Below are 22,659 nucleotides of genomic sequence, written 5' to 3'. Positions count from 1 at the left end.
CGCTCAGGCGGCGGGCACGGCGGGCAGCGGACCTGCGGGCGGCACGTCCAGCGGCAGGGGCCGCAGCCGCTCCGGCAGGAGCGGGCGGGCGAGCGCCGCGATCTCCTCCACCTCCCGGCGGTGCTGCGGCAGCGCCCGGCGCACCTGCGCCTGGACCGCGAGGAAGCGTCGTGCCTCCGCCTCGGTGTAGGGGCGGTTCCGCTCGACGTGCAGCGCCCAGCCCGGCGTGCCGCCGGACCGGCGGGAGCACAGTGCGCGCCCGTCGCGGCCCATCACCACCAGGTCGTCCACCATGTCGGAGGAGGCGGCCTGGTCGACGGCGGCGGCCACCGCCTCGAAGCACCGGTCGTGCCCGGCCGCCGTGGTGAACCGCGCCGGAGTTCCGTGGAGTTGCGCGTCCGCGTAGCGGGCGGCGGTGCCCTGGCGGCTGTCGGCGGCGCGCACCGCCAGGGCCAGGATCTGGACGCGGTAGCCAGCGCGGTGGAACGCTTCGGCGTCGGCCAGGACTGCGTGGGCGCTGCCGGGGGCGGTCTCGATCACGATGTCGCCGCGCCGCTCGCGCACGTACGCCTGGGCCATGGCGAACCAGGCCTTGTAGTCCGCGCGGATCGCGGCCCCTGCCTCGCGCGCCTCGCAGCGCAGCAGGTCGTAGTAGTCGGGGTGCAGCATCTTGAGGTCGTCGCCGGAGAGGTGGACCGTGCCGGGGCGCATCGCGCGCTTGGCCATGAGCGCGATGCTGGTCTTGCCCGCGCCGGGCTGGCCCACCACGAACACCGCCACCGGCCGCTCCTGGGCGACGGTGCTGCCCAGGAGCATCGGTGCGATGTCGAGGTCGAAGATCTCGCGGTGCTCGGCCGCGGAGAGCCGGTGGAAGTCGACGCCGGGCGGCCGGCGCAGGGCCTGCGCGATCCGGCGCACCGGTTCGGACAGCGCGGCGGCCCGGCGCGCGTCGCGGACAACCGCCAGCACGCGGTCGGCCGCAACCCGGTCCTCGGCCAGCGTCAGCGCCCGCTCGGTGCGGGCCAGTTCCCGCTGGAAGCCCGCGCTCTCCACGGCGTCCCACCACCGGGCCCGCTCCGAGGCCACCGCCCGCGCCGCGCCCGGCGCCTTCGCCCAGGCGCCGCCGACCAGGTCGTTGCCGTACAGGGGCACCAGACCCCGCCGCACCACGGTGACGCGGTCGGCCAGCATCTCCTCCTCGACCACCCGCAGGGTCGTCACCAGCGCGGCCGCGCACGCGTCGTGGTTCTCCCAGGACACGTACCGGCCCGCCCCGGTCGCAAGAGCCTGCTCGGTGTAGCGGGCGAGGACGCCGAGCTGGCTCCACGCCTCGGCGCAGGCCAGCGCCACCACCTCGATCCGGTACCCGGCCGCCCGGTAGGCCGCGGCCTGCGCGCGCACCTCGCCGGCGTCGGCGAGCGCGGTCTCCACCAGCGCGTCGAAGCGGCCCGCGCGCACCCGCTCCTCCACCGCGGCCTGCCATCGGCGGGTGTCCGCCCGCACGCCGGCCCCCGCGGTGCGCACGTCCTCCTCCAGCAGCACCGGGTAGTGCCGGTGCGCGGCCTTGTACAGGTCGGCGCCGATCCGCACCGCTCCGCCCCGCGCGTCGAGGACGGCGTGCAGCAGGTCCCCGAGGGTGGACTTGCCGCTGCCGGGCTGCCCCGCCACGAGCACCACCACCGGCTGCTCCTGGGCCACCGCCCCGGCGGTGGCCGCCGGAAGGACCACCCCCTCCAGCACCGCGCGGCTCTCCGCTTCCGAAAGCCTCACGTGCTCCCCCTTCATCGCTCTCCCCGCTCTGACGGCCTTGTCCGCTCTTGCCTGCCGCCCGTGCTCAGGACTGGCCGGCGAGCCGCTCGCGGAGCTCGGCGAGCGTGGCGCCGCTGGGAACGTGGACGTACTGCGCCCAGCCGGACACGTCGTAGCCGACCTGGGCCTTGAGCGCGGGGGAGGGCAGCCGGAACGTCCGCCCGTCGGGGATGTCGATCCAGCCGTCGGCGGTGACGGTGGCAGTGTAGGTGAACTTCAGTCGGCTCTGGGTGTGCCGCAGCTGGTCGCCGGGCCGTACGAGCCCGGCCTCGATCAGCGGCATCAGCGCGCCGGTGGGGCGCGCACCCGCAGGATCGGACGCCGGCCGCTCGCCGTCGAGCAGCAGCCGCCGCAGGACATCGTTCGGCGTGTCCACCAGGGGCTCGCTGTGCCGCTGGAGATAGGCGAAGACCTCGTCGTCGATCTGGATCGTGCGGCTGGGCTGCGCCACGAGTCCCCCTCAAGATCAATCTTGTATCTCTGAACACCAGAGAACAACAGATGTGGTGTCCAGTGTATTCCGTCGGCGTTGCCGAAACCGCGGCCGCCACCCGCAAGCCGCCACGTCGTTCAACAGCACCCCCGGGAATCGACCAACTGCAGCCAGTGTTCAATGGCACCGCCATCACCCAAGACGGGAAGGACACCCAGCACGTGGGACGCAGAAAGCCGGGCAAGCCGCGCCGCGAACGCGGACCGGTCGAGTACACCCTGCAGCAGCTCCAGCCGCCCGGCTACGACGAGTGGCTCTCCCCCGCCCCCGGCTTCGACCCCCAACGGGCCGCAGCCGACCCCAGGCTCAGCCCCCAGGCCGTCGACCTCATGCGGCGCCTGGGCCGGCTGCGCCCCGCCTACGGTCCGAAGATCCCGCTGCAGGCCGCGTGGCTGGACATGGCCCTGGACCGTGGCGTCCTGCGGCTGCGCCGTCCGGACGGCAGCATCGGCGACCTGCCCGCCGGCGAAATCGCGGGCATGCTCGGCGGCAGGGCCGAGGTGGCGGACGTGCGGGACGCGGTGCACGAGCTCCACGCCGCCGGCATGCTCCTGGTCGAGCCGGACAGCGAGGACGCCGTCCTGCGCGTCGTCGGCAAGCCCGTGAAGCCCGGCGATCCGTGGCTGTTCGGCGGCGACATCGCCAGCGACCTGGTGCCCAAGACCTGCATCCCGGGAGGCCCGCAGACCCTGGGCGACGAGGAGTTCGCCGCACTCGTCTACCTCTGCTCCCACCTCTCGGAGGGCACCGTCGGCACCGCGGAGGAGTACGCCACGTTCGAGGGCGTCGGATCCGTTGAGCGTGCCCAGGAGCTGTTCGACGCCGTCGCGGACCTGGTCGACGTCCGCGGCTGCCCGGCCTGCCCGACCGCCCACCTCTGCACGCGCGACCCCGGCGCCGACCAAGCGGCGTGAAGCCTGGCGCTGTCGACGCTTGCTGAACCTGAGGTGGCGATCGACGGTCTGCCGGACTCCGTGGCCGAGTCGACAGCTCCCGCTTCGCTCGGCGATTCACCTACACCTTCGCCCCCGCGCGTTCTGCGGCCAGGAGCCTCTATGCCCAGCGCAAGGTAAGAATTTCTGACCTCCCGGCATGTTCTTGAGTGAAAGATCGCTGTTCGCGGGCCTGTCTGCTGAGCCGAAAGAGCAGTCGGGGCCGTCGGCCGTCTCGGCAGTCGGCGCGCTCCTGGCCCGAATGTTTGCGTACTCGGACGGATGCGCAGCGTATGGTGGTGTCCGATTCGGTGTGGCGGGGTGCCGTACCGGATGTGGCTCTGGGGGGAGTTGAGTTGGCGGACGTCAACGTCGTTCCGCAGGAACTGCACGCGTCGGCGCAGGTGGCGAAGGGGCTCGCGGAGGAGCTCGGTGCGCCGGTGCAGGCCGCGCTGACCTCGGCCACGACGGTGAGCGGTCAGCTTGCCGGCTGGTCCGTCGCCGGAGGGCTGGGGCATCTGGGCAGCAGTTGGAGTGCGCCGCTGGCGGCGCTTCAGCAGCGGATCGTTGCGACGGGGACCAATCTCGATGCGAACGCCGCTGCCCACGGTCACACCGAGCAGGTGACGGCCGGCGTCTGGAAGCAGCAGGGGGCGAAGCAGTGAACGGCCTCTACGAGCTGTTGGTGAAGTTCGATCCGGAAGGGCTGCGCGGGGTCGCGAGGAACTGGAAGGCCTTGGCGCACACGGCGGAGACTGTGAGCTCACGTCATCGCAGTCAGGTGAACGGGCCCCTGCACCGACGATGGGAGGGGGCCGATGCCCAGGCGGCGTTCCCGTTCATGGCGCGCACCGAGCAGCAGCTGGACGTCGTTCGGGTGGAGGCGGAGGCGGTCGCGCTGACGCTGAACACGGTCGCCGACCGGATCTACCAGGCGCAGACGAACCTGATGAACGCGGTGCGTCGGGCGCAGGACTCCGGTCTGACGGTCTCGGCCGAGGGGAGGGTGGGTCTTGCGCCGGAGTCGCCGGGGGACCGCAATGATCCGGACGCGCAGAGCGCCCGCCGCACCCTCATGGGCCTCGGGGCCGGCTACCAGGCCCGGATCGACCAGGCGCTGAAGGACGCCGAGGCGGCGAGCAACCAGGGCAACATCGCCCTCGGCCGCTTGGGCGGGGAAGTTCTCGATGGCCGGCGGGCGAACGGGGCCGTCGCCGAGACGCGTGGTGATGTCGCGGCGGTGATGAATAACCTGGGTCTGGCCGAGTCCTTCATCCCGGACGGTACGGACCCGCGGAGGAACGCCGAGTGGTGGCAGGGGCTGACGCCCGGCCAGCAGGAGACGTACCTCGCCTTGAACGCGGCCAGGATCGGGAACCTGGACGGTCTGCCGGCGACCGCGCGGGACGAGGCCAACCGGCTTGTGCTCGACCAGAAGCTCGACGCCTTGCAGGCCGGGACCCCGGCATCGTTCGGCCTGGACCAGGCGGCGTACGACAAGCGCAAGGCGGCACTGGCCGAGATCAAGAAGAAGCTGGAGGAGAAAGCCGACGCGAGGGACGAGTCGCACCAGCTGTTCCTCCTCGGCATCGACCCCGAGGCCTACGGCGGGGACGGACGCGCCATCGTCGCCACCGGCAACCCGGACAAGGCCACCCACACCTCCGTCTTCGTTCCCGGGACCAACACCGAACTACCGGGCGTCCCCGGGCAGATCGACCACATCCGCAAGCTCCAGAATCAGGCCGGCTGGTATACGAAGGAAGGCGAGACCGTCGCCGTGGTCTCCTACCTCGGCTACGACACGCCGGAGAGCATCCCGAAGGCGGCGAATCCGATGCGCGGCCTCGATGCCGCCGACGACATGCGCCGCTTCTCCGACGGACTCAGGATCGCGCACGGCGAGCCGAAGACCCATCTCAGCTACATCGCCCACAGCTACGGCAGCTTCGCCGTCGGCGTCGCCGACAGCGAGAAGGGCGGCCTCCAGGCCGACGACATCGTGACCCTCGGCAGCCCGGGCATGGGCGTCCTGACCGCGGACCAGCTGACGGTTAACCCGGACCACCTCTGGATCGGGGAGGCCGCCGATGATGCCACCCGTCTGGTCGGCGGATTCTCCCTGGGTCCCAGCCCCCACATCGCGGGATTCGGAGGACACAACATCAACATCGACACCTCCGGGCACGGCGGCTACTGGGACGACAATTCAGAGAGCTTGATGAACCAGGGCAAGATCATCGCTGGTCAGAAGCCCACCACAGGCCCCAAGGAAGACCCGCTCTGGGGATCGATCCCCCACTGAGCCGACCCGGAGAAACCCATGGCCCGCCCGCCTTCCCGCCCGTCCGCCATCGCCCTGAAGTATTTCGCGGCGGCGGCCCTGACGGTCTCGACCCTTGGAGCCTGCATGGCGAACGACAGCACAGCCAAGGACGCTCCGCTCCCGGTCAAGTCCCGTGACGACGCACTCGCCTGGGCGCGGCAGATCACCGAGCACCTGGCCCAGAGCGCCGGGATCCAGATCAACGCCGAGCCGGTCGAGCCGTTCTTCAGCCCCTGCACCGGCAGGAACGGGGAATCCGCGCCCGACGACCGTTTCACCCTCGCCTACGCGGTCCACAGCTATGTCCCCAACGCCCAGCACAACGACGTCGTACGCAAAGTCAGGGACGTCCTCACGGCCGAAGGGCTCAAGATCTCCGAGTACCAGGAGACGCCCGCCACCCAACCGAACTCGACGGTCACCGCACGCCACCCCGAGAGCCGGTACGTCGTCGACGTCTCCAGCACCGCCGGCGACAACCGCATGATCTTGGGCATCACCACTCCCTGCCTGAAGCCTCCGACCACACCGACCGCATCCACCCCGTAGCTCCGTCACCGTTCACGCCACGAGCCGACCTGAACAGCTGGCTGAGCTGCGGGACCGGCATCAACCCGCCACGGTCGACCGCTGTACCGCAGGCGACGATCGGTGGGTGACGCGGACCCGAGTACGGGCTCGATCAGCGTTTGGGTCCGTGCTTCGCCGACCAGAGCGGCGTGCTCCTAGTCCGCGTTCGCACCGCCCATTCCCGTGGTCGACCGGGCCGCCAGGCAGGGTAGCTGCTCTCCCGGCGTTGCTCGCCTCTCACCGGCGGGTCCTGCGGAACTGCCCTTGCTTCCTCGGGATCGGCCGGACTGCTCCTCCAGCGGTTCGGCCTGAAGCGTCTCCTACGGGCGGGCGGGAGCGGGCAGACTACTGTCGAGCCGTCATCGACCGGAGAGGCCGCGCCCGTGTGGGATCCCGATACCGAGCTCCAGGAGCACGCCGAGCGGTACGCCGTCAGCCATGACCGGCACCCGTTCACGGACGCCTGGCCGTGGGCGGAGGCGGTCGTCGCCTGGTACCGCCGACGGCCGGAGCGGCTGACCTCCCGCGCAGAGGTCGTGATGGGCGAAGACGACTGGGCCCTGGTCGTCGCCGGCGTCGCCGAGTCGCTGCGGCTGCGGATGCGTACCGGCGAGATCGGCGACATCCGTGTGGACCTCCTGGCCGACGAGCTGCTGCTCTGGGCACAGGTCGGGCACGAGTTCCCGCAGCCCGGAGAGGCCGGATGGCCGGCCCCGGACGGGCCGTACGCGGACCGGTGGGACGCGCTGGCCGATGTGCTGATCGCGGGCGGTGAGCGCGGCCGGAGCGTGGTCAGGGCCGTGACCACCGTGCTCAAGGAACTGGAGGTCCTCGCGCGCTCCCGGCCGTACCTGCGCGCGTACTCCACCCTGATGGAGTACCGGTTCGCCGCGCAGGGCTGCGACACGGTGACGCTCGCCGAAGTGGCCCCGGCACTCGGGGTCGGCCCCGTCCCGGTCCAGAACGTCGCCTGGTACGCCGGGGTCGCCGGCCTGGAGGAATCGCTGGTGACCTGACCCGTTCCCGTGGCGGCGCCCGTGCAGGTGAAATCCGGCGTGGCCTCCCGCTCGCCCCAGGCCCCGGCGGACCACTCTGGAGGGCACACGGATTCAGCGACGAAGGGGCTGCGGGTGGCCGGCCGCGAGGCGGAACACGTCGAGCAGTTGAGCGCCGCCCTCGCCGTGCTCGGCGCCGATTGGCAGCCCGACCCGGTCGCCGACGATGCCACCCGCGCCGTCATGCTGGCCACCGCCCTGCTGGGCGCGGCCGAGGCGCACCTGGTCGGCGCCGAGATGGACGCCGAGCAGGCCGGCGCGGACATCGAGGCGCTGCGCACCGCGTACGGGCCGGTCCGGGGCGAGGTCGTGGCGGCCGCGATGCCCACCGCGGCCGACGCCGAGCGGCTGCTGGTGGTGCTGCGGATTGGCCTGCTTGTCGGGGACCTGAGCCGGGCGGCCGGGCCGGACGAGCAGGCCCCGGACATCGAGGCCCTGGCCGCCGCGCGCGATCTGGTCAGCGCCGCGGCCGCGATGGTCACCTATCACTACGCCCCGTCGTTCGACGACGGCTCGGGTGTTCCGCCGGTCGACGAGTCCCTGACGCTGGCGTTCGCGATGGCCGTCCAGGCCACCCGCCGCCTCGCCCGGATCGCGGGACTGCCGCCGGACGCCGACGACGCGCAGGGTGAGGAGTGACCGGGTAGAGGCGCGCCGCGTGGTCGGCGGTACCCCGAGCGGGCGCGCGGTCCAGCGCGGTTCCGGCCGGGGTGCCCCTCGCGCTCCGACACGAGGGGCCTCGGCCAGCGCGGCGTCGAGCGGGGCCGCCGAGCTTACGGCTGGTCGGCCGCCGGCTCGCGCTCCTGGCCCTGCTCCGCTTCTTCGACCGCTGTCGCAGCGCCTTCTTCGGCGGGCAGCAGGTCGGCGGCGAGGAGGGGGAGGCCGAGCCGGTGGGCGGCGGCCGCGCACAGCGCGTCCGGCATCGTCAGGTCGACGCCGGCGGCCGCGGCCTGGGCGGTGAGTTCCAGGGCGAGCGCGGTGTCGCCGGCCAGGGTGGCGCGGTGCTTGGCCGGGCCCGGCTGGCGCACTCCGACGACGGCGAGCTCCGCCAGTACGGCCTCGGCCCGGTCGTGGGCGCCCGCGCGGGCGAGGACGGTGACCAGTTCGGCGACGGCGGGCTCGGGCAGGACGGCCTGGCCGAGCCAGGAGGCCTCCCGGGAGCCGGGCCCGCCGCCGATCCACGCGAGGACGGCGCGGGCGGTGAACACCACCCGCTGATCGCCGCCGTGGGGTGAGATCCGGGTGCTGTCCGGAAGGGGACGCAGCGCGGCTGGCAGCGGGCCGGGGTTCTCGTCCTCGGGCAGGTGGCCGCCGGTGAGCATGCGGGCGGGGCCGGTCGGTAGGTGGCCGGTGAGGAGCGGTTCGACGGTGGTGCGGAGCCGGTCCCGTACGGCCCAGAGCGGTTCGATGGTGATGGTGCCGTCGTCGGCGGTCCGGATGGCGACCAGGGCGCCCTCGGTGATGCGTGCGGCGCGCTGGATCTGGGTGGGCAGGATGAGCCGGCCGCGCTGTCCGACCTTGGCCGTGGCGATGACGGGCCCTGTGGTGGTGGTCATGGGCGCACCGTAGCCCGCAGGACTCGCCCGTGTGGGCGCTATATGGATCTGCTCACCCGAAAGCGTTGCGGGACCTAGTTGCAGGACTGGCCCACATTCAGAGCTTCGGTGCACTGATCTCGCATCGGCCCACATATCCGGATCGGGGGTGGCCTTCGGGTCGACGGCCGCCACGATCGATCGGCACCTACCCCGACCGTCCCGCCCCCGCCCACCGACGACCAGTACGTCCGCACGACCCGCCAAGGGCCCGTCACCCCCACCGATCAGGGGGTGACGGGCCCTTCCGCATGCCCGCGCCGAAGGAGACCGATGCCGACGCTGCACTACACCCCCGCCGCCGCCCGGACCCTCGCCCGCCTGGAGAAGGGGCGCCGCGCGGACCCGCGCCGGCTGCGCCGGGTCCGCCAGGCGCTGGAGCACCTGGCCGCCGACCCGCATCACCCGGGCCTGCGCAGCCACCGCTACGCGCTCCTGCCCGGCCACCGCGGCACGGCGGCGTGGACGTCCTACATCGACCAGGGGCCGGGCGCCTGGCGGATCCACTGGGCCTGGGGCCGCGACGGCGGCGCGGTCACCGTGCTGCGGGTGGGCCCGCACCTGTAGGCGGAGCGTCGGAGGACGGGCCGACCGGGGTGGGACGGGGGCTGTCCAAGCCCTGTCCCACCCCGTGTCTCAGGTGTCCGATTCCACCCGTTTCGCTAGGACAGTCCCAGCCGTTTTCCCTGGTAGTGGCGCTCCGCGCTCGAGCTGGGACAGGGGCTGGGACACCCGGTTCGGCGGGCGGCTACCGGCCCGGGGCAGCGCCGTCGATCGCGGCGAGCAGCCGGGCGTGGACGGCTGCCGCCGCCTCCCGGGTCGCCGCGTCCTCACTCTTCAGCTGAGGGGCGATCAGTTCGGCGGCCGCGGCGAGGACCGGCACCGGCACGGTCGCTTCGCGCAGGTGGAGGAGCTGGGAGGCGGCGCGCTCGCCGGCGGAGGCCTGGGCGCGGGTGTTGGGGATCAGGGAGTTGAGGCCCCGGGGCAGGGGCTGGCTGCTGGTCACCCGGCCCATTCTTCCGTGCCCCGGGCACGGGTGATCACCACGGCCGGTCGTTGGGCTCCTCGTCCGGCAGGGGCCCGTGGTGGTGGCGGGCGATGGCCTCCAGCAGCGCCTGACGGGCCCGGCGCCGACGGACGTCCTCGGAGCGGCCGGCGTCGGCGGCCCACTCGGGCAGCGGCCGGTCCTGCGCGGCCGCGATGAGCGCGCGGCCCAGCTCGCCGATCGCCTCCTGCCAAGCGGCGAGCTGCCGGCCGAGCTCACCCACGAGGTCGTCGACGGCCGCCGCCGGATCGGCACCGAACGCCCGGGCCTCGGCGGCGGCCTCCGCCAGCACGTCCTCGTCCAGGCCGTCGAAGGCGTCCCGCCACCCCGCCGTCTCGGCTACCGCCTCGAACCGCCCCAGCACGCCGTGCAGCGCGGCGTCGACAGCCTCCGGCGACCAGAGCGGCGGGGTGCGCGGCGAGCGGACGGTGTCGGCGAGCACCCGGACAGCGCCAGGACCGAGCGCCCGCCGCGCCCGGCCGGGCCGGACCGCGCTCACCGGCCGAGGGCGACGGCGCGGCGCGGGGCCGGCGGCCGGGACAGCAGAGAAGTCGTCACACAGCAGCAACCGCCCCAGCGCCCCGGCGGTCACGGGCAGCAGCGGGTGCAGCAAGGGCACCCTTGCTGCACCCGGGGCGTGCTGCTCCCTTCCATGTAGCAAGGGAGGCCTTGCTACACGGCGGGACAGCGCTGCGCAGCACGCCGGTCCGTGCTGCGCGCCGCCCGCTGCGCATGCGCGGCGCGGGACAACCTGCTGCGCAGCGGGGACAGCATGCGGGACAACGTGCTGGCCGTGGGCGTGCGGGTGCGGGACAACGTGGCTGCGGGCTGGCCGGTGCGGGAATCCGGAGCGGTGTGAAATTTCCCGGCCCCGGCCGCCGGCGGGATCGGAGAGAATAGCGCCCCGGGGCGGAATTCGGGTGCCGCGCTCGGGCTACGATCACGCTATGGAAAACGAACCGGTGCGAAATAGCGGCGAGGTGGCGCTGTTCGAGCTGGACGGCGACCGGGCCGAGGGCTCGCGCTGCGAGGGGCCGGACTGCGAGAACACGCTGCCGGCGCGCACCGGCCGGGGCCGACGCGCGGCCTACTGCTCGCAGGCCTGCAAGAGCCGTGCCGACCGGGCCCGCGCCAAGGCCCGGACCGTCGCCCTGCCCGTCCAGGCCGCCCCGGACGGCGAGGCCATCGAGCCCGCAGGCTGGCCGCTCCCGCAGCAGCGGCAGCAGCTGCTCGACGTCGCCGACGCCGTCCGCCGGCACGTCGACACCTTCCTGGCCGCCGTGGATGACGACCCGAACGCCGCCTACGCCGATCTGGCCCGCGAGATCCCCGCGCTGGCCTCCCGGCTGCTCGCCCAGGCACAGGACGTGCGGGACGCGCTCCACCCGGGCGACGCCCCGGCCGCCGGAATTGCGCACCGGGGCGATTTCCCGGCACCTTCCGGGGACGTGGCCGGTACCGGTGAATCGCCCCGGGGCGAAAGTCCGGCAGACACGGTCCCCCACCCGGCGGCCGGTAATACGCCCCGGGGCGAATACACCACCGGCGGGACGGGGACGGCCGGCTCCCTCACCGCCGCCGACGCGAACGCGCCGCTGCGCAATGCGGTCGTCGACCCGTACGCCCGCTTCGGCGGGCCCGACCGGCTGGACGACCTGGCGGTGACCTTCGGCCCCGGCTGGGAGCTGGCGACCTGGACCGCACCCGGAGTGGAGCTGCTGCTGCACGACGGCACGGCGAAGGGCTGGACCTGCCGCCTGCCGGACGGCCCCTGGGGCCTGGGCGGCTGGATCGCCGTCCAGCACCAGGGCGACGGCCGCCCCGGCCAGTTCATCGCCGACCGCTTCAGCCGCCCCCGCACCTACCGCAGCGCCGACCTCGCCCTCGACGTCTTCCACCGCGCCGCAACCCCGGCCACCCCACCCTCCGGACCCGCACCGGCACCGGCGCCGGCCGCGCCCGACGGGATACCGGTGCCGGACCTGGCACTCGCGGCCGCCGCCGGCCGCACGCCGCCGACCCTGCGCGGCCTGGGCGACCCGCACCGCGACTACGCCCTCGGCGACGGCCTGGTCCACCTCACCTGGCCCGGCCACCCCGACGCCCAGGCCCTCGAACAGCGCGGCCGCCTGGCGGGATGGACCGAGGTCTACGACGACGCGGGCAACTGGATCGCCCTCATCTCCGGCCGCCCGGTCGCCGACGCCACCGACGGCATCCCGCTCCTGTCCGCGAACCCGAACGACGCCCTCACCCTGCTGCGCCTGGCGCTCGATCAGGGCCTCGCCGCCGCCGGTCCGGCCCGGCCGCTTCCTCCCGTCCACGGGTGATCCCGGTCACGGACAAACCGGGAGGACAAGGCCCTTGACCAGGGCAAACCGGACAGGACAAGGGGGCTGGTCAAGGGGTGCGGTCAGACCGCGGACAAGGGGGCGCTGTGCAGGGTCGGCGGCACCCGGGTCCTCGCCCGGGTGCCGGGGCCGGCCACCGCGCCGGTCCCGGCCGACCGTTGACGGAAGGCCACCTCGATGACCACCACCCCGCTTGCCCAACCCGACCCCCACGACGACGACGGCGGAGGCCAGGCCGCCGGCCACCACCGGCCGCGGCTCCCGGGCAAGGCCTCGCCCGACCAGGACAAGGGGCCCGCAGACACCTCCACGGGCACCTCCGCCCGCACCTCCACGCCCCTCCCGCCCGAATCCGGCGTTTCCGCAGGTCAGGCGCCAAGGACAAGGGGCTCGGGTGGTGGCGACAACCCCTCTGCTCTTGCTGTCGAAGACAGCAAGAGCACGCCCTGGAGGCGAGGGTCGACGGCCCCGGTGCGCGGCCGGGTGCTGATGGCGCTCGCGCTGTTCCAGCGGGCGACCGCCCGGGAGCTGTGGCCGCTGGTGGTACCGAACCAGCGCGGCGACCGCTCCGTGCGCGACGCGCTCGGTGACCTGGAGGAGGCGGGGAAGGTCCGCAAGGAGCTCACGCTGCGGGACGGCCGGCGCCTGTGGTGCCTGACTCCGTCCGGCCGCCGGGACGCCACCGCGCTGCTCCCGGCCGGGTCGAAGCTCGCCGCGGCCCGCCCGCGGCGCGAGAAGCCGTCGGCCGCGTACTCCGAGCACGCCCTGGACGTCGTCGCCGTCGCCGGGCACCTCGCCAAGGCCGGCTTCGGCCACTTCGCCGCGTACGCGACCGAGGTCGAGCACAAGCTGCCCGGCCGCCGCTCGCTGTTCGCCGACCTGGTCCTCACCGACCCCGGCGCGGACGTCCCGGTGCTCCTGGTGGAAGTCGACCGCGACAACGAGGGCAACGGCACCCTGGTCGCCAAGCTCGCCACCTACCGCACCTGGTGCCGACTCCCCGCCAGGGGCACCACCAAGCGCGCCTTCGAGGCCTCGCTGCACCGCGCAGGGGCCCGCACCCACGACCTGCGCCAGTGGACCGCCACCTACCCGCCCACCGGCCGCGAAGGCCTGCCCCCGGTCGCCCTGGTCCTCGGGGCCGGCCGCAAGCGCAACCGCCGACCCGGCACCCCACCGCTCACCGAGGAGCAGAAGAAGGCCAAAGCGAAAGCCGACCACGAACGCCTGCTGCGCCGCATCCGCGAGGTCGAGGCCGCCTCCGAACCGACCTGGCACGCACCCGCCTACCGCAGCGAGGAAACCACCGCCCGCGACTACCACCGCGCCCTGCCGGTGGTGGCCACCACCATGCCGCTGCTGCGCCGCTTCGGCGCCGACGGGCCGATCTGGTGGCGCTTCGGCGGCCGGCGCTGGGCCACCCTCACCGAGGCGCTCAACAACGAGGACGGCGACCAGCTGCTGGAGCAGCAGCAGGAGGACGCCCGCCGGATACGGCAGGAGGCGGAGGCCGAGCGCCGGCGGGCCGAGCGGGAGCGCCGCCGTCCGGCCTGCACCCGCTGCCGGGCGAAGTTCTCGGACGAGCGGTGGGTCGAGCAGGAGCGGGCCGACACCTGGGACGACGACGGGCTGTGCGCCGGCTGCCGCCAGGCCGACGTCGACGAGCGGGCCCGGCAGGAGGCCGAGCACGAGCAGGCCGCGCTCGACGCCGCGGCCGCCGAGGAGAAACGCGCCCGCTCCTGGTGGCGGCGCTCCTGACCCGCCTGCTCCTCGCCGCAGGGCTGCTGACCTGCGGCGGTGAGTTTGGGCACCTCCGTTGACCTGCGGTGGTGAGTTTCGCCGACCGGCCGGTGAGTTTCCCTCCCGGGCCCGGTGAGATTGCCAGGCCTGGCTCGACAACGAGAGCGGCCCGTTCGCCGCCGGCTGGCCGACCTGGGCACCGGATCCGTCCTGGCCGCTGCCCGTCCTGCCCGACGACGCCGACGACCCGGCCACTGGCCGGTGACCGCGCCGGCCCGGGTACGGGTGTGCGCGGTGCTCCTCCACGACGGTCGCCTGGCGCTGATCCGGCGAGAGCGCCCCGACGGCGTGCAGCACACCCTGCCCGGCGGCCTGGTCGAAGAAGGCGAAGACCCGGCCACCGCGCTGCGCCGCGAGCTGCTGGAGGAGCTCGCCCTGGACTTCGCCGGCTTGCCCGAGCCGCCGGTGCTGCGCTTCGTTCAGGAGCAGGAGACCGAGCGGCCCGGCGAAACCGTGGTCTTCCGCCGCCGGCACCTGGTCTTCACCGCCTACCTGCCCGACCGGCTCCACCACACAGTCGCCGTCGCCGAGCAGGACGACCCCGATCGGGCGCCGGTGGTCTGGATGCCGGTGGCCGACGCGGCCGGCCTCCACCTCTACCCGGCCATCGGCCCGGTCCTCGACCAGGCCACCCTGGCCGCCACCACAGGTGGTCCGCTGTCGCTCCCGCCGATGACCGGCGGCTCCTACCGGTGGCGCTGACCGTCGGGCTCGGCTCGGCCGAGCAGGCCGGCGGCTACGCGGCTTCGCCCTCTGCCGGCTCTCCGGTGTGCTGGAGCCAGCTGCGGGCGGCCACCCGGTCCTCGCCCGACAGCTTGGCCCAGAACTCGTCGGCCCACACCGCGTGGGCGGCTTGGCGCTCGGCCTCCTCCAGGCGCGCCGACTCCGCCAGCACCTCCTCGGCGAGGCCTTCGCGGGCCGCTTCCAGGTCACCGCTGAAGGCCGGCAGCGCGGCCAGGTGCGCGCGGCGCTCGGCCTGCACGGCCACCAGCGCCCGCTGTGCCTCGATCAGGCGGTCGGGGTACTCGAATGAGGTCTTCTGCTTGCCCACGGCCGGAATCGTACGCGCGACCGGATCCGTCGTCTGGCTGCGCCCCGCCGACACACCTTGACGGCCGTCCCGTCCACCTTGATGCCCGCCCCAGACCCCGGTGGGACTCCTTGATGGTCACCATCGAGCCGGCGTGGGTGTCAGCGTCGGCGAGCGGGCCGCGGCGGTTCCCGAGGCCGCGCCGGCGCGCTGGCAGCGGCAATCGGCACTGCGATCGGCCTGGCGCGCCAGGGGGCGGGGGAGGCCTCCACCTGCGGACGAGGGCCGCACCCGGTGGACTGGTGTGCGTCTGTGGCGCTCGTTCGGACGGTTCGGCCGTGGTGCGTGGTTGCCCCCGTGCCGGTCGGGCTACAGGTAGACGAGCGCGGCCCCGCGCTCCTCGTCCGCACCTGACTACGGAGCAGCCATGCAGAACCCCTTCTCTTCGAGCAGGATCCCGTCCACCTACTTCGTCACCACTGGCGTCGGCGATTCCAACGAGGGGGAGGCGGTGCTCAACGTCCAGAACGTCTCCGGACACGACATCACCATCCGGGCGGGCGAGTCGTTCCAGGTCCCCATGTACAACGAACAGCCGGAGGAGTAGCCCCTCTTGCCGGGGCCGCGTACAGGGCCCCATCCCGGCATGTTCCCCGGCACCGGCCTGGCTCCGCTCATCCCGCCCCGGTGCCCGGATCGGCGATTCTCGATTCACCTTGACCGCCGCCCCGGGCCACCTCGCCGATACCTTGGTGTTCGGCAAAGGCGCGGTAATTTCGCAGGTCAGAGCATTGGTGGGGCCGGGTGTGGATACCTTGATGCCCGCCCCGGGAGGTCCTGGGGCGGGCATCAAGATGGCGTGGTTGTCAGCGCTGGTCGGGCTTGGTGCCGGTGAGTTCCCACCAGGGCACGGGGCCGCTGTCGAGGTCGGTGAGCGGCCACCAGTTGTCGGCGCCCGGGCCGTCGGCCTCCAGGTCCTCCAGACTGGCGACCCCGGCCGGGACGCTCTGCAGCATCCGGGCGACCTGGTGGCTGCGGGCGGTGAGCTCCAGCTGCCGGCAGCGGTTGCCGAAGCCGGTGTCGCCGGTGCCGGTGAGGACGAACAGCAGCCGCGGGAAGGCCATGTAGCGGCGCTCCCACAGCGGCCGGCGCCCGCCCTGCACGGCCTCGATGGTGCCCGCCCGCATCCCGGCCGGCAGCGGCGCGGTCGACCAGTAGCGGGCGTAGGCGTGCAGCTTCGCCGCCAGCCGCACCCCGCCCATCGTGCCGCGGTCCAGCTCGACGAACGCCGTGTTGTTGACCAGTCCGTTGGTGGTGTGGCGGGTGTAGTGGACCAGGCCGTCCGGGCGCACCGTGCCCTCCTTGCCCTCGGCGAAGCGGTGGGTGACCTCCGGTACGAAGTCGAACGGCCCGTAGGCGTCCCCGCGCTCGCGGGCGTCGGTGAGGAACGCGAGGTGGGTGCGCACGACGGCGAGCTGGTGCCACACCGTGTACTTGAACGCGGTCTCGTCCCCGGGGGTGCGCGGGGCGGGGATGTCCGCCAGCTCGGGGAAGGCGCCGGCGATCCGAGCGCCGTGTTCGGTCAGGAACCAGCCCCTGGTCCGCCCGGACTGCGGCAGCACCAGCTCCGCGGCCAGGCCCTCCGCCCGCAGTCGGCGCAGCCGCGCCCGCATCTTCTCGACCCCCGCGTCCGGCGCGGTCAGCCGGCGCAGCTGCTCGGCGGTGGCGATGCGGAACTGGAACAGCGCGGCGAGCACCGCCCAGGTGATCTCCACCTCCCGCGTCTCGCTGTCCGGCTCCGCCCCGCTCCTCGCCCTCGTCCTGGACGAAGTCATCGCGATGTGCTCCTTTCGGCTCGGCGCGCAGCCCGGTGCCGCGCGCGGTCGCCGTAGGGAACCCCGCGTTCCTTGGTGGATACCTTGGTGAACAGCTCCTTTGGCCGCAACGATCACGTAACGGCCGGTCGTCAAGGAATCCGCCAAGGTTGGTGGATTCCCTTGACGACCGCTTCGGACACCTTGATGGAGCGGCCGCATACCTTGATGGCGGGGCCGGGAACCCGGAGAACCGCGCGCCCTACAGCTCCCAGGCCCCGCACCGGGGCCGTGTGTGGTCGGCGAGCGAATGCCACACGGCGGCGCCCGGGCCGTGTTCCTCGAGGTCGTCCAGCCGGGCCGCGCCGGCCTTCACGCCCGTCAGCATCCGGGCGACGAGAGGGTGGCCGGCGGCGATGGCCTGGAGGTCGCGGATGCGTTGCCGGGCGGCGCGCTCGCCGGTGTCGGCGAGGACGAACAGCAGCCGCGGGAAGACGGTGTAGTGCTGCTGCCAGGCCGGCAGGATGCTCAGGGCGTGCGAGGTGCGCCTCAGGTGCGGCGGGATCGGGCGGTGGTCGTGGAAGCGGGCGTAGCCGATCAGCTTGGCGGCGAGCTTCTCGCTGGCCATGGTGCCGCGGTCGACCTCGACGAAGGCCCGGTGCAGCGCCCGGTTCGGTCCGCCGGTCGTGTAGTGCAGCAGGCCGTCGGGGATGACGGCGCCGCCCGGGCCCTCGCCGTAGCGGTGGTAGACCTCTGGCAGGAAGTCCAGCGGCCGGCACTCGTCGCCGACCGTGCGGGCGCCGGCGACGAAGGCGGCCTGGGTGCGGGTGACGGCCAGGATGTGCCCGACCCGCAGCCGCGCCTCGGTCTTGTCCTCCGGCAGCGGCGGCGAGGCCACGCCTTCCAGCTCCGGGAAGCGGGCGGCGATCCGCGCGCCCCGCCCGGTCAGGTACCAGGCCCGCAGCTTCCCGGCCTGCGGGAGAACGACGTCCTCGACCAGGCCCTCCTCCTTCAGCCGGCGAAGGCGCCGACGCATCAGCTCCGGCCCGCTGCCGGGGGTGTGCAGGACGCGCAGCTGCTCGGCCGTGGCCATCCGGAACTGGAACAGCGCGGCGACCACGGCGTGGTCGATCTCGGGCGGCACAGCCATCACGGGGCTCCTCGAATGCCGGCGCCCGCCGCCCGGGTGGCGGCGGAACACCCGCAGGAAAGCCCACGCTTCTCACCGGATTTCTCACCGCCAAGGGCCCCAGCGATCACGATCCGACAACGGGCGCACCAACCGGCCCGACAACAGGTGGTGAGAACCGGTGCGCCAACCCGAGGCCGACCCACCCGCCCGCTGCGCCCCGCATTCGATAGAAGTCGCAGGTCAGGGGTGGTGGTGAGGGGGCGTCAAGGTGAAGCTCACCACCCCGACAACCCTCTCTTCTTCTTCTTTTGGTCTTGGTAGTTGGCAGTTGTCGTTGTCGTTCGGGTTCGGCGCCTGCGGCGGGCTCTTTCTTCTTCGGCGTCCGGCTGGTGCCGGCCGCGCGTGGGTGGGGCGGCGCGGGGCGCGGGCAGCCCTGGAAGGGCGCGGAGGAGGCGGAGACGGCTCTGCCCGAGGCCAAGAAGGAGACACCGAGCGATCCCTGGTGGCAGATCCGCCTGATCCACGCCCAGAAGTACCCGAAGCGACGCTGACCGGGAAGGCCGGCTCGGACCGGCTGGAGTGCCCGCAGTGCGTCAGCGGCCGGGTGGAGAAGCAGCTGCGGCCGCGGTGCTGCCCGCGCCGACCCAGCGGGAGCTGCTGGTCGCCCACCACCTCTCGGCCCGGCTGGCGGTGGTGGGCGGTACCTCGGGCGGGCCCGGGTCGTTGGGCAGGGACATGGAATGGACATCTCACCTCAAGGCGCTGAACGAAGCCGTCGAAGCCCGGAACCAGGCGATCACGGCGGTGCGCCTGACCGACGCCCATGTGGTGGAGCTGACCGCCCAGGCCGCCGCTGCAGGGGTGCCGGGCGCGTCCCTGGCCCGGGTGCTGGCAGGGCTCCAGCCCCTGCTTGCCCAGGAGCGTCCCCACGTCTGCGGCCCGAGTCCGGTCGTCCCACCGGTCCGGCCCGCTCCGGAACCTCCCGGTGAGCAGGGCTGGCCGGACGGCCTCGAGAGGTACACCCTCCAGCAGGCGTGGAATCAGGGTCTGCTGCCCTGGAAGGCGAGCACCACCAGGACATACCGTTCCCGCTCGCACCGGCGGGGCATCCCCTTCCCCGAGGGCGTGCAGGACAAGACGGGAACGCACCACTACACCAAAGAGGAACTCCGCGCTTGGCTCGCGGCGTGGACCGCGCAGGCCGGACCCGACAACCTGTCCCTACCCCAGCAACAGTCCGCGCCGGAGCCCGCCTCCGCCGACTGACCGCGGACTCGCACCCCCAGCCTCCACGGGCCCGCAGCCGCCCCGTGGGCTGTCGGCTGATGCAACACAGGGGTGCAACACGAGATTTCGCGTTGCACCCCTGACCTGGCTCTTCGCCCCGCCGGACGGCGACCCGCCCCGTGTTGCAGCGTGCGCGTTGCACCCCCGAACGGTCCGGCCTACTCCCAGCGCATCCCCAGCTCGGTCAGCCGGGCGGCCCGCTCGGCCGGGATGGTGGCCCGCCGCAGGCGGCTGTTGGCCACGAAGAGCCCCAGGGCCACGACGATCTCCGTCGACGTGCCGTCCTCACCGCCGGCCAGGAGCAGCGTCTCCTTGTGCTTGCGCGGCACGTTCAGGTGCCCCTCCCGCTCCCGGAACTGCGCGGCGGCCGCGAGGTTGCGCTGCTCCTTCTCCGTGTGGCTCACCTTCGGGGCCGGCTTCTCCTCCGGCGCGAGGGGCTCGAGTCCGAGGACGTGCTCCAGCGCCCACTGCTGCGCCGGGACGAGCTTGTCCCAGGCGGCCTGCTGGGCGTGGGCCCATCCGGCGAGGTCTTCGCCCTGGACGACGATGCTGCCCGGCTCGGCCCCGGCGAGTGTTCCGCCGGCCTGGAGGTGGCGCCGGGCGAGGATGAAGCACCGCCGCCAGTCCACCGGCCAGGACGGGCACCACCCGGGGTCGATCTCGTCGAGTGCGGCCTTCCGCTCGGCGGACAGCGCGCCGGTCCAGTCCAGTCCGGTCTCGCCGGCCTCCGCTCGGCGTTCCAGCGCCTCGGTGCGGCGTTGGGCGGTGCGCAGGTTCTTCATGATGGTCCCGACCGGGCGCCCGCCCCACACGGCGTCCGCGGGCGGGCAGGCGTGGCCGTGCTCGGCGGCGTAGCCGGCGACCGCGACCAGGTTGTCGGTGAAGGCGGAGTCGAACGCCGACCACACCATGCCGAGCCTGTCTAGTTCCTTCACGCGCTCGGCGTCCAGAACGCCGGCGGCCTTGTAGCGGCGCTGGTCGGCCACCCACGAGCCCAGCCGGTGCCCGGACGGCGCGGTGTAGGCGTAGGGCACCTTCACGTCCCCGAACGCCGTCTTGTAGGCGAGCAGCTCCTCCAGCCCGCGCCGGAACTCTTCCCGCTCGGGCTCCAGGACCCGGGTGCGGACGAACGCGGCGATGACCGCAGGGTCGCGCTGGGTGGAGAACTGGAGCAACTGCTCCCCGGCCTGGACGGAGCGCCGCTCGCCGGGGTCGCCGGCGTGCCGGGGCTCCCTGGGGGGCCGGGTCTCGGACTGGGGCAGGGCCAGGCGCTCGACGGCGGCCGCGTCGTGCGAGCGCAGGGCCATCAGCAGCTTCGCCAGCCCGTCGAACGCCCGCGACGACAGCAGCTGCTCCCCGCTCTCCCCGGGCCCCAGGATGACCGGGACGACGATGGTGGCCACCTTCCCGCTGCCCGGCTTCATGCGCAGGGCCCGGCCGACGGCCTGGACCAGGTCGACCATGGAACCGCGCACGTCGGCGAAGAACACCGAGTCGCAGTCGAAGGTGTCCACCCCCTCGCTCAAGACCTTGACCGAGGAGAGCACGTAGCGCAGCAGCCGCAGCCCGTCCTCGGCGAGCAGCGAGGAGAAATCGCCGAGGGTCTTCCGGCGCTCGGCGACGGTGTGCTCGGACTCCAGCCAGCTCGTGCCGATCAGCTCCGGCGCCGGGTGCAAAGCAGGATCCTGCTCCCACAGCACCTTCGCCACCTCGGGCAGGCCAGTGCTGAGCGCCCGCGCCTCCGCCACCATGTGGTGGAACGACAAGACCCGCGCGAGGTCCCACTCGGCTGCGGCGGTCAGCAGAGCCGTCTGCAGGGCCGCCAGACGGGCGCCCCGGTACTCCACCGACATCTCGCTCGCACCACGCTGCTCCAGGCCCTGGAGGGCGGGGTCGGAGACGTCGACGCAGACGATCCGGTACGGGGCGATCACCCCGTCCGAGATCGCCTGCCCGAGCGGGTAGTCGTGAGCGATCGGCCCGAAGCCGGACAGGCTCTCGTCGTCCATGCTCGCGATCAGCTCGGCCGACTCCATCCCGGCCGCCGCCACCCGCTCCCGGTCCCGCTCCTTGACCGCCCACAACCGGGGAGTGGCCGTCATGAACAGCCGACGGTCACAGCCGATCCGGGCGTTGTCCAGAATCGCCGCCCACGGCTTCCCAGCCTGACCACTGACCCGGTGGGCCTCATCGACCACCGCGAGCGAGAACGGCTCCAAGCCCGCCTGCTGCGCCTTCTCCAGGTGCCCCAGTCCCAGGCTCGCGTAGGTGGCGAACACGGTGACCCGCTCGGGGCCGGCCGTCCAGCGGATCAGCTCCGCCGGATCGGTGGTGCACGGGATGCCGGGCTGCTCGCTGCCCTTGAGGGAGCAGAGCCCCACCATCCGCCCGCCGTGTCCCTCGCGCTTCCAGACCCCCACCGTCTGCTCCAGCAGCGGCAGCGACGGCACCAGCACCAGCGTCCGCTCCGAGCGCAGCCGCCCGGCGACGTGCACGGCCGTGAGCGACTTCCCCGAGCCCGTCGCCGCCCGGATCTGGCACCGCAGCCCCTCCGGCGGCAGCAGACCCGACGCCGGAGGCGTCAGAAGTCGTACTGAAGCATCGCACGCCTCTTCCTGATTCAGGCGCATTTTCTTCGCCATTACTACTGTCTCCATTTCCGGAATTCATGCGATGCGGCAGGAAAGTCGCCACGGCCTTTTCGGGAAGGCCATCACCGGGAATCAGCCTGTTTCCCGTGGTGGCAGCTCAGCCTTCGGGCGTCCAGGGGCCCCGGCCGTCATGCAGGTCGTCGGCCAGCTTGTCGTGCAGGACATGGACGCAGGAAGTCACCCACTGGCTGAGCTCGGAGAGCCGCTCGTACTGGGCGATCAGCAGGGGCCCGGCGACGGCGAAGCTGTGCGGCTCCTGCTCCATGTCGTCGGCGATGCCCGGGAACATCCGCAGCACCCGCCACAGATCGACCGGCGCCGCCTTTTCGGGGGCCGGCAGCTCAATACCGTCAGCGTCTCGCACGATCACAGCATTCACCATCCATTCTGGAGTCACAGCCGGAGCCTTTTAGCGAGGCGCAGAACCCGGCCGATCCTGCAAGGTCGAGGGCAACGGTGCCTGTCCAACAATCCAGAGTCTAGCGGGCTACTGTCTTTGATTCACTGGAACGGGCGAAGCCCGCCCCCGCACCACCCCAACGAGTGACCCCGCCACCTGGCCACCCCCCTCCCAAGGCGCGAAGCGCCCAGCCCGCCGCTCCAGTCGGCCCGGGCGAAGCCCGAACCCCACGGCACCCCGCCAAGGGCCGAAGGGCCCACCCTGACATCCGCCCAACTCCGCAGCGAAGCACGGAGTTGACCCACAACCACCCACGCGCACGCTGCGCCCGCCACCCCCGCCGATCGGGCTGCGCCCGATCGGCGGGGG

At 73.2% G+C, this 22,659-nt stretch carries 24 protein-coding genes; 14 read left to right on the top strand and 10 right to left on the bottom strand.

Annotated features, from left to right (window positions below; genetic code table 11):
* Window positions 1-3: 3 nt before the first annotated feature.
* Complete coding sequence (locus tag ABT093_RS23995) at window positions 4-1,770, bottom strand: zeta toxin family protein (protein WP_350567710.1); 1,767 nt, start codon at window positions 1,768-1,770, stop codon at window positions 4-6.
* 64 nt (window positions 1,771-1,834) lie between these two features.
* Window positions 1,835-2,260: a restriction system modified-DNA reader domain-containing protein gene (locus ABT093_RS23990; protein WP_350567707.1), complete on the bottom strand. Its 426-nt coding sequence runs from the start codon at window positions 2,258-2,260 to the stop codon at window positions 1,835-1,837.
* 203 nt (window positions 2,261-2,463) lie between these two features.
* On the opposite strand from ABT093_RS23990, the gene ABT093_RS23985 reads away from it, so the two are divergent.
* The 6 genes from ABT093_RS23985 (at window position 2,464) to ABT093_RS23960 (ending at window position 7,824) form a co-directional block, all read left to right on the top strand.
* Window positions 2,464-3,216, top strand: a complete 753-nt coding sequence (locus tag ABT093_RS23985) for a hypothetical protein (protein ID WP_350567705.1) — start codon at window positions 2,464-2,466, stop codon at window positions 3,214-3,216.
* A 374-nt stretch (window positions 3,217-3,590) separates the two neighbouring features.
* Window positions 3,591-3,899 (top strand): hypothetical protein, encoded by a 309-nt coding sequence (locus tag ABT093_RS23980; RefSeq protein WP_350567703.1) that lies wholly within the window; start codon window positions 3,591-3,593, stop codon window positions 3,897-3,899.
* Window positions 3,896-5,539, top strand: coding sequence for an alpha/beta hydrolase (locus tag ABT093_RS23975; RefSeq protein ID WP_350567700.1), 1,644 nt, complete (start codon window positions 3,896-3,898; stop codon window positions 5,537-5,539). Before ABT093_RS23980 ends, ABT093_RS23975 begins: the two co-directional genes overlap by 4 nt.
* A 105-nt stretch (window positions 5,540-5,644) precedes the next feature.
* Window positions 5,645-6,109 (top strand): hypothetical protein, encoded by a 465-nt coding sequence (locus ABT093_RS23970; protein WP_350567697.1) that lies wholly within the window; start codon window positions 5,645-5,647, stop codon window positions 6,107-6,109.
* A 404-nt stretch (window positions 6,110-6,513) separates the two neighbouring features.
* A complete protein-coding gene (locus ABT093_RS23965) occupies window positions 6,514-7,146 on the top strand; it encodes a hypothetical protein (protein WP_350567695.1) in 633 nt (210 codons plus the stop codon).
* A gap of 114 nt (window positions 7,147-7,260) precedes the next feature.
* Window positions 7,261-7,824 (top strand): hypothetical protein, encoded by a 564-nt coding sequence (locus ABT093_RS23960; protein ID WP_350567692.1) that lies wholly within the window; start codon window positions 7,261-7,263, stop codon window positions 7,822-7,824.
* A gap of 134 nt (window positions 7,825-7,958) precedes the next feature.
* Here the strand turns inward: ABT093_RS23960 and ABT093_RS23955 are convergent, their stop codons facing one another.
* Window positions 7,959-8,741 carry a hypothetical protein gene (locus ABT093_RS23955; RefSeq protein ID WP_350567690.1) on the bottom strand — a complete coding sequence of 261 codons (783 nt, stop codon included), beginning with the start codon at window positions 8,739-8,741 and terminating at the stop codon, window positions 7,959-7,961.
* A gap of 312 nt (window positions 8,742-9,053) precedes the next feature.
* Between ABT093_RS23955 and ABT093_RS23950 the strand changes: the two genes are divergently transcribed.
* Window positions 9,054-9,347, top strand: a complete 294-nt coding sequence (locus tag ABT093_RS23950; protein WP_350567688.1) for a hypothetical protein — start codon at window positions 9,054-9,056, stop codon at window positions 9,345-9,347.
* A gap of 181 nt (window positions 9,348-9,528) precedes the next feature.
* Here ABT093_RS23950 and ABT093_RS23945 read toward each other — a convergent pair whose 3' ends face one another.
* Entirely contained in the window at window positions 9,529-9,786 is a 258-nt protein-coding gene (locus ABT093_RS23945) for a hypothetical protein (RefSeq protein ID WP_350567686.1), read from the bottom strand.
* Between the two features lie 34 nt (window positions 9,787-9,820).
* Window positions 9,821-10,444, bottom strand: a complete 624-nt coding sequence (locus tag ABT093_RS23940; protein WP_350567683.1) for a hypothetical protein — start codon at window positions 10,442-10,444, stop codon at window positions 9,821-9,823.
* Between the two features lie 90 nt (window positions 10,445-10,534).
* Between ABT093_RS23940 and ABT093_RS23935 the strand changes: the two genes are divergently transcribed.
* The 4 genes from ABT093_RS23935 to ABT093_RS23920 all read left to right on the top strand — a co-directional run bounded on the left by ABT093_RS23935 (window position 10,535) and on the right by ABT093_RS23920 (window position 14,678).
* Complete coding sequence (locus ABT093_RS23935) at window positions 10,535-10,684, top strand: hypothetical protein (protein ID WP_350567680.1); 150 nt, start codon at window positions 10,535-10,537, stop codon at window positions 10,682-10,684.
* A gap of 88 nt (window positions 10,685-10,772) precedes the next feature.
* Complete coding sequence (locus ABT093_RS23930) at window positions 10,773-12,155, top strand: hypothetical protein (RefSeq protein ID WP_350567678.1); 1,383 nt, start codon at window positions 10,773-10,775, stop codon at window positions 12,153-12,155.
* Between the two features lie 492 nt (window positions 12,156-12,647).
* On the top strand, window positions 12,648-13,934 hold the full coding sequence (locus ABT093_RS23925) for a replication-relaxation family protein (RefSeq protein WP_350567676.1): 1,287 nt from the start codon (window positions 12,648-12,650) through the stop codon (window positions 13,932-13,934).
* A gap of 114 nt (window positions 13,935-14,048) precedes the next feature.
* Window positions 14,049-14,678, top strand: a complete 630-nt coding sequence (locus ABT093_RS23920) for an NUDIX domain-containing protein (protein ID WP_350567674.1) — start codon at window positions 14,049-14,051, stop codon at window positions 14,676-14,678.
* Between the two features lie 34 nt (window positions 14,679-14,712).
* Here ABT093_RS23920 and ABT093_RS23915 read toward each other — a convergent pair whose 3' ends face one another.
* Complete coding sequence (locus tag ABT093_RS23915) at window positions 14,713-15,027, bottom strand: DUF8825 domain-containing protein (protein WP_350567671.1); 315 nt, start codon at window positions 15,025-15,027, stop codon at window positions 14,713-14,715.
* A 406-nt stretch (window positions 15,028-15,433) separates the two neighbouring features.
* Between ABT093_RS23915 and ABT093_RS23910 the strand changes: the two genes are divergently transcribed.
* A complete protein-coding gene (locus tag ABT093_RS23910) occupies window positions 15,434-15,613 on the top strand; it encodes a hypothetical protein (protein ID WP_350567669.1) in 180 nt (59 codons plus the stop codon).
* Between the two features lie 259 nt (window positions 15,614-15,872).
* Here ABT093_RS23910 and ABT093_RS23905 read toward each other — a convergent pair whose 3' ends face one another.
* Both ABT093_RS23905 and ABT093_RS23900 read right to left on the bottom strand, forming a co-directional pair.
* Window positions 15,873-16,841, bottom strand: coding sequence for a replication-relaxation family protein (locus ABT093_RS23905; RefSeq protein WP_350567667.1), 969 nt, complete (start codon window positions 16,839-16,841; stop codon window positions 15,873-15,875).
* Window positions 16,842-17,082: 241 nt separating this feature from the next.
* Window positions 17,083-17,970, bottom strand: coding sequence for a replication-relaxation family protein (locus ABT093_RS23900; protein WP_350567665.1), 888 nt, complete (start codon window positions 17,968-17,970; stop codon window positions 17,083-17,085).
* 371 nt (window positions 17,971-18,341) lie between these two features.
* Between ABT093_RS23900 and ABT093_RS23895 the strand changes: the two genes are divergently transcribed.
* Window positions 18,342-18,503, top strand: a complete 162-nt coding sequence (locus ABT093_RS23895; RefSeq protein ID WP_350567663.1) for a hypothetical protein — start codon at window positions 18,342-18,344, stop codon at window positions 18,501-18,503.
* A gap of 37 nt (window positions 18,504-18,540) precedes the next feature.
* The gene (locus ABT093_RS23890; protein WP_350567660.1) at window positions 18,541-19,218 is read left to right on the top strand and encodes a hypothetical protein; all 678 of its coding nucleotides are present in this window, start codon (window positions 18,541-18,543) and stop codon (window positions 19,216-19,218) included.
* 179 nt (window positions 19,219-19,397) lie between these two features.
* On the opposite strand, the gene ABT093_RS23885 is transcribed toward ABT093_RS23890, so the two are convergent.
* Together ABT093_RS23885 and ABT093_RS23880 are read right to left on the bottom strand one after the other, a co-directional pair.
* On the bottom strand, window positions 19,398-21,869 hold the full coding sequence (locus ABT093_RS23885; RefSeq protein WP_350567658.1) for a Helicase associated domain protein: 2,472 nt from the start codon (window positions 21,867-21,869) through the stop codon (window positions 19,398-19,400).
* 118 nt (window positions 21,870-21,987) lie between these two features.
* Complete coding sequence (locus ABT093_RS23880) at window positions 21,988-22,254, bottom strand: hypothetical protein (RefSeq protein ID WP_350567655.1); 267 nt, start codon at window positions 22,252-22,254, stop codon at window positions 21,988-21,990.
* Between the last annotated feature and the right edge of the window lie 405 nt (window positions 22,255-22,659).

This window comes from Kitasatospora sp. NPDC002551 (assembly GCF_040296005.1).
In the GTDB taxonomy this organism is placed as follows: domain Bacteria; phylum Actinomycetota; class Actinomycetes; order Streptomycetales; family Streptomycetaceae; genus Kitasatospora.
Note: the sequence above shows the minus strand (reverse complement) of the source record. Positions and strands in the feature narration are given on the sequence as shown.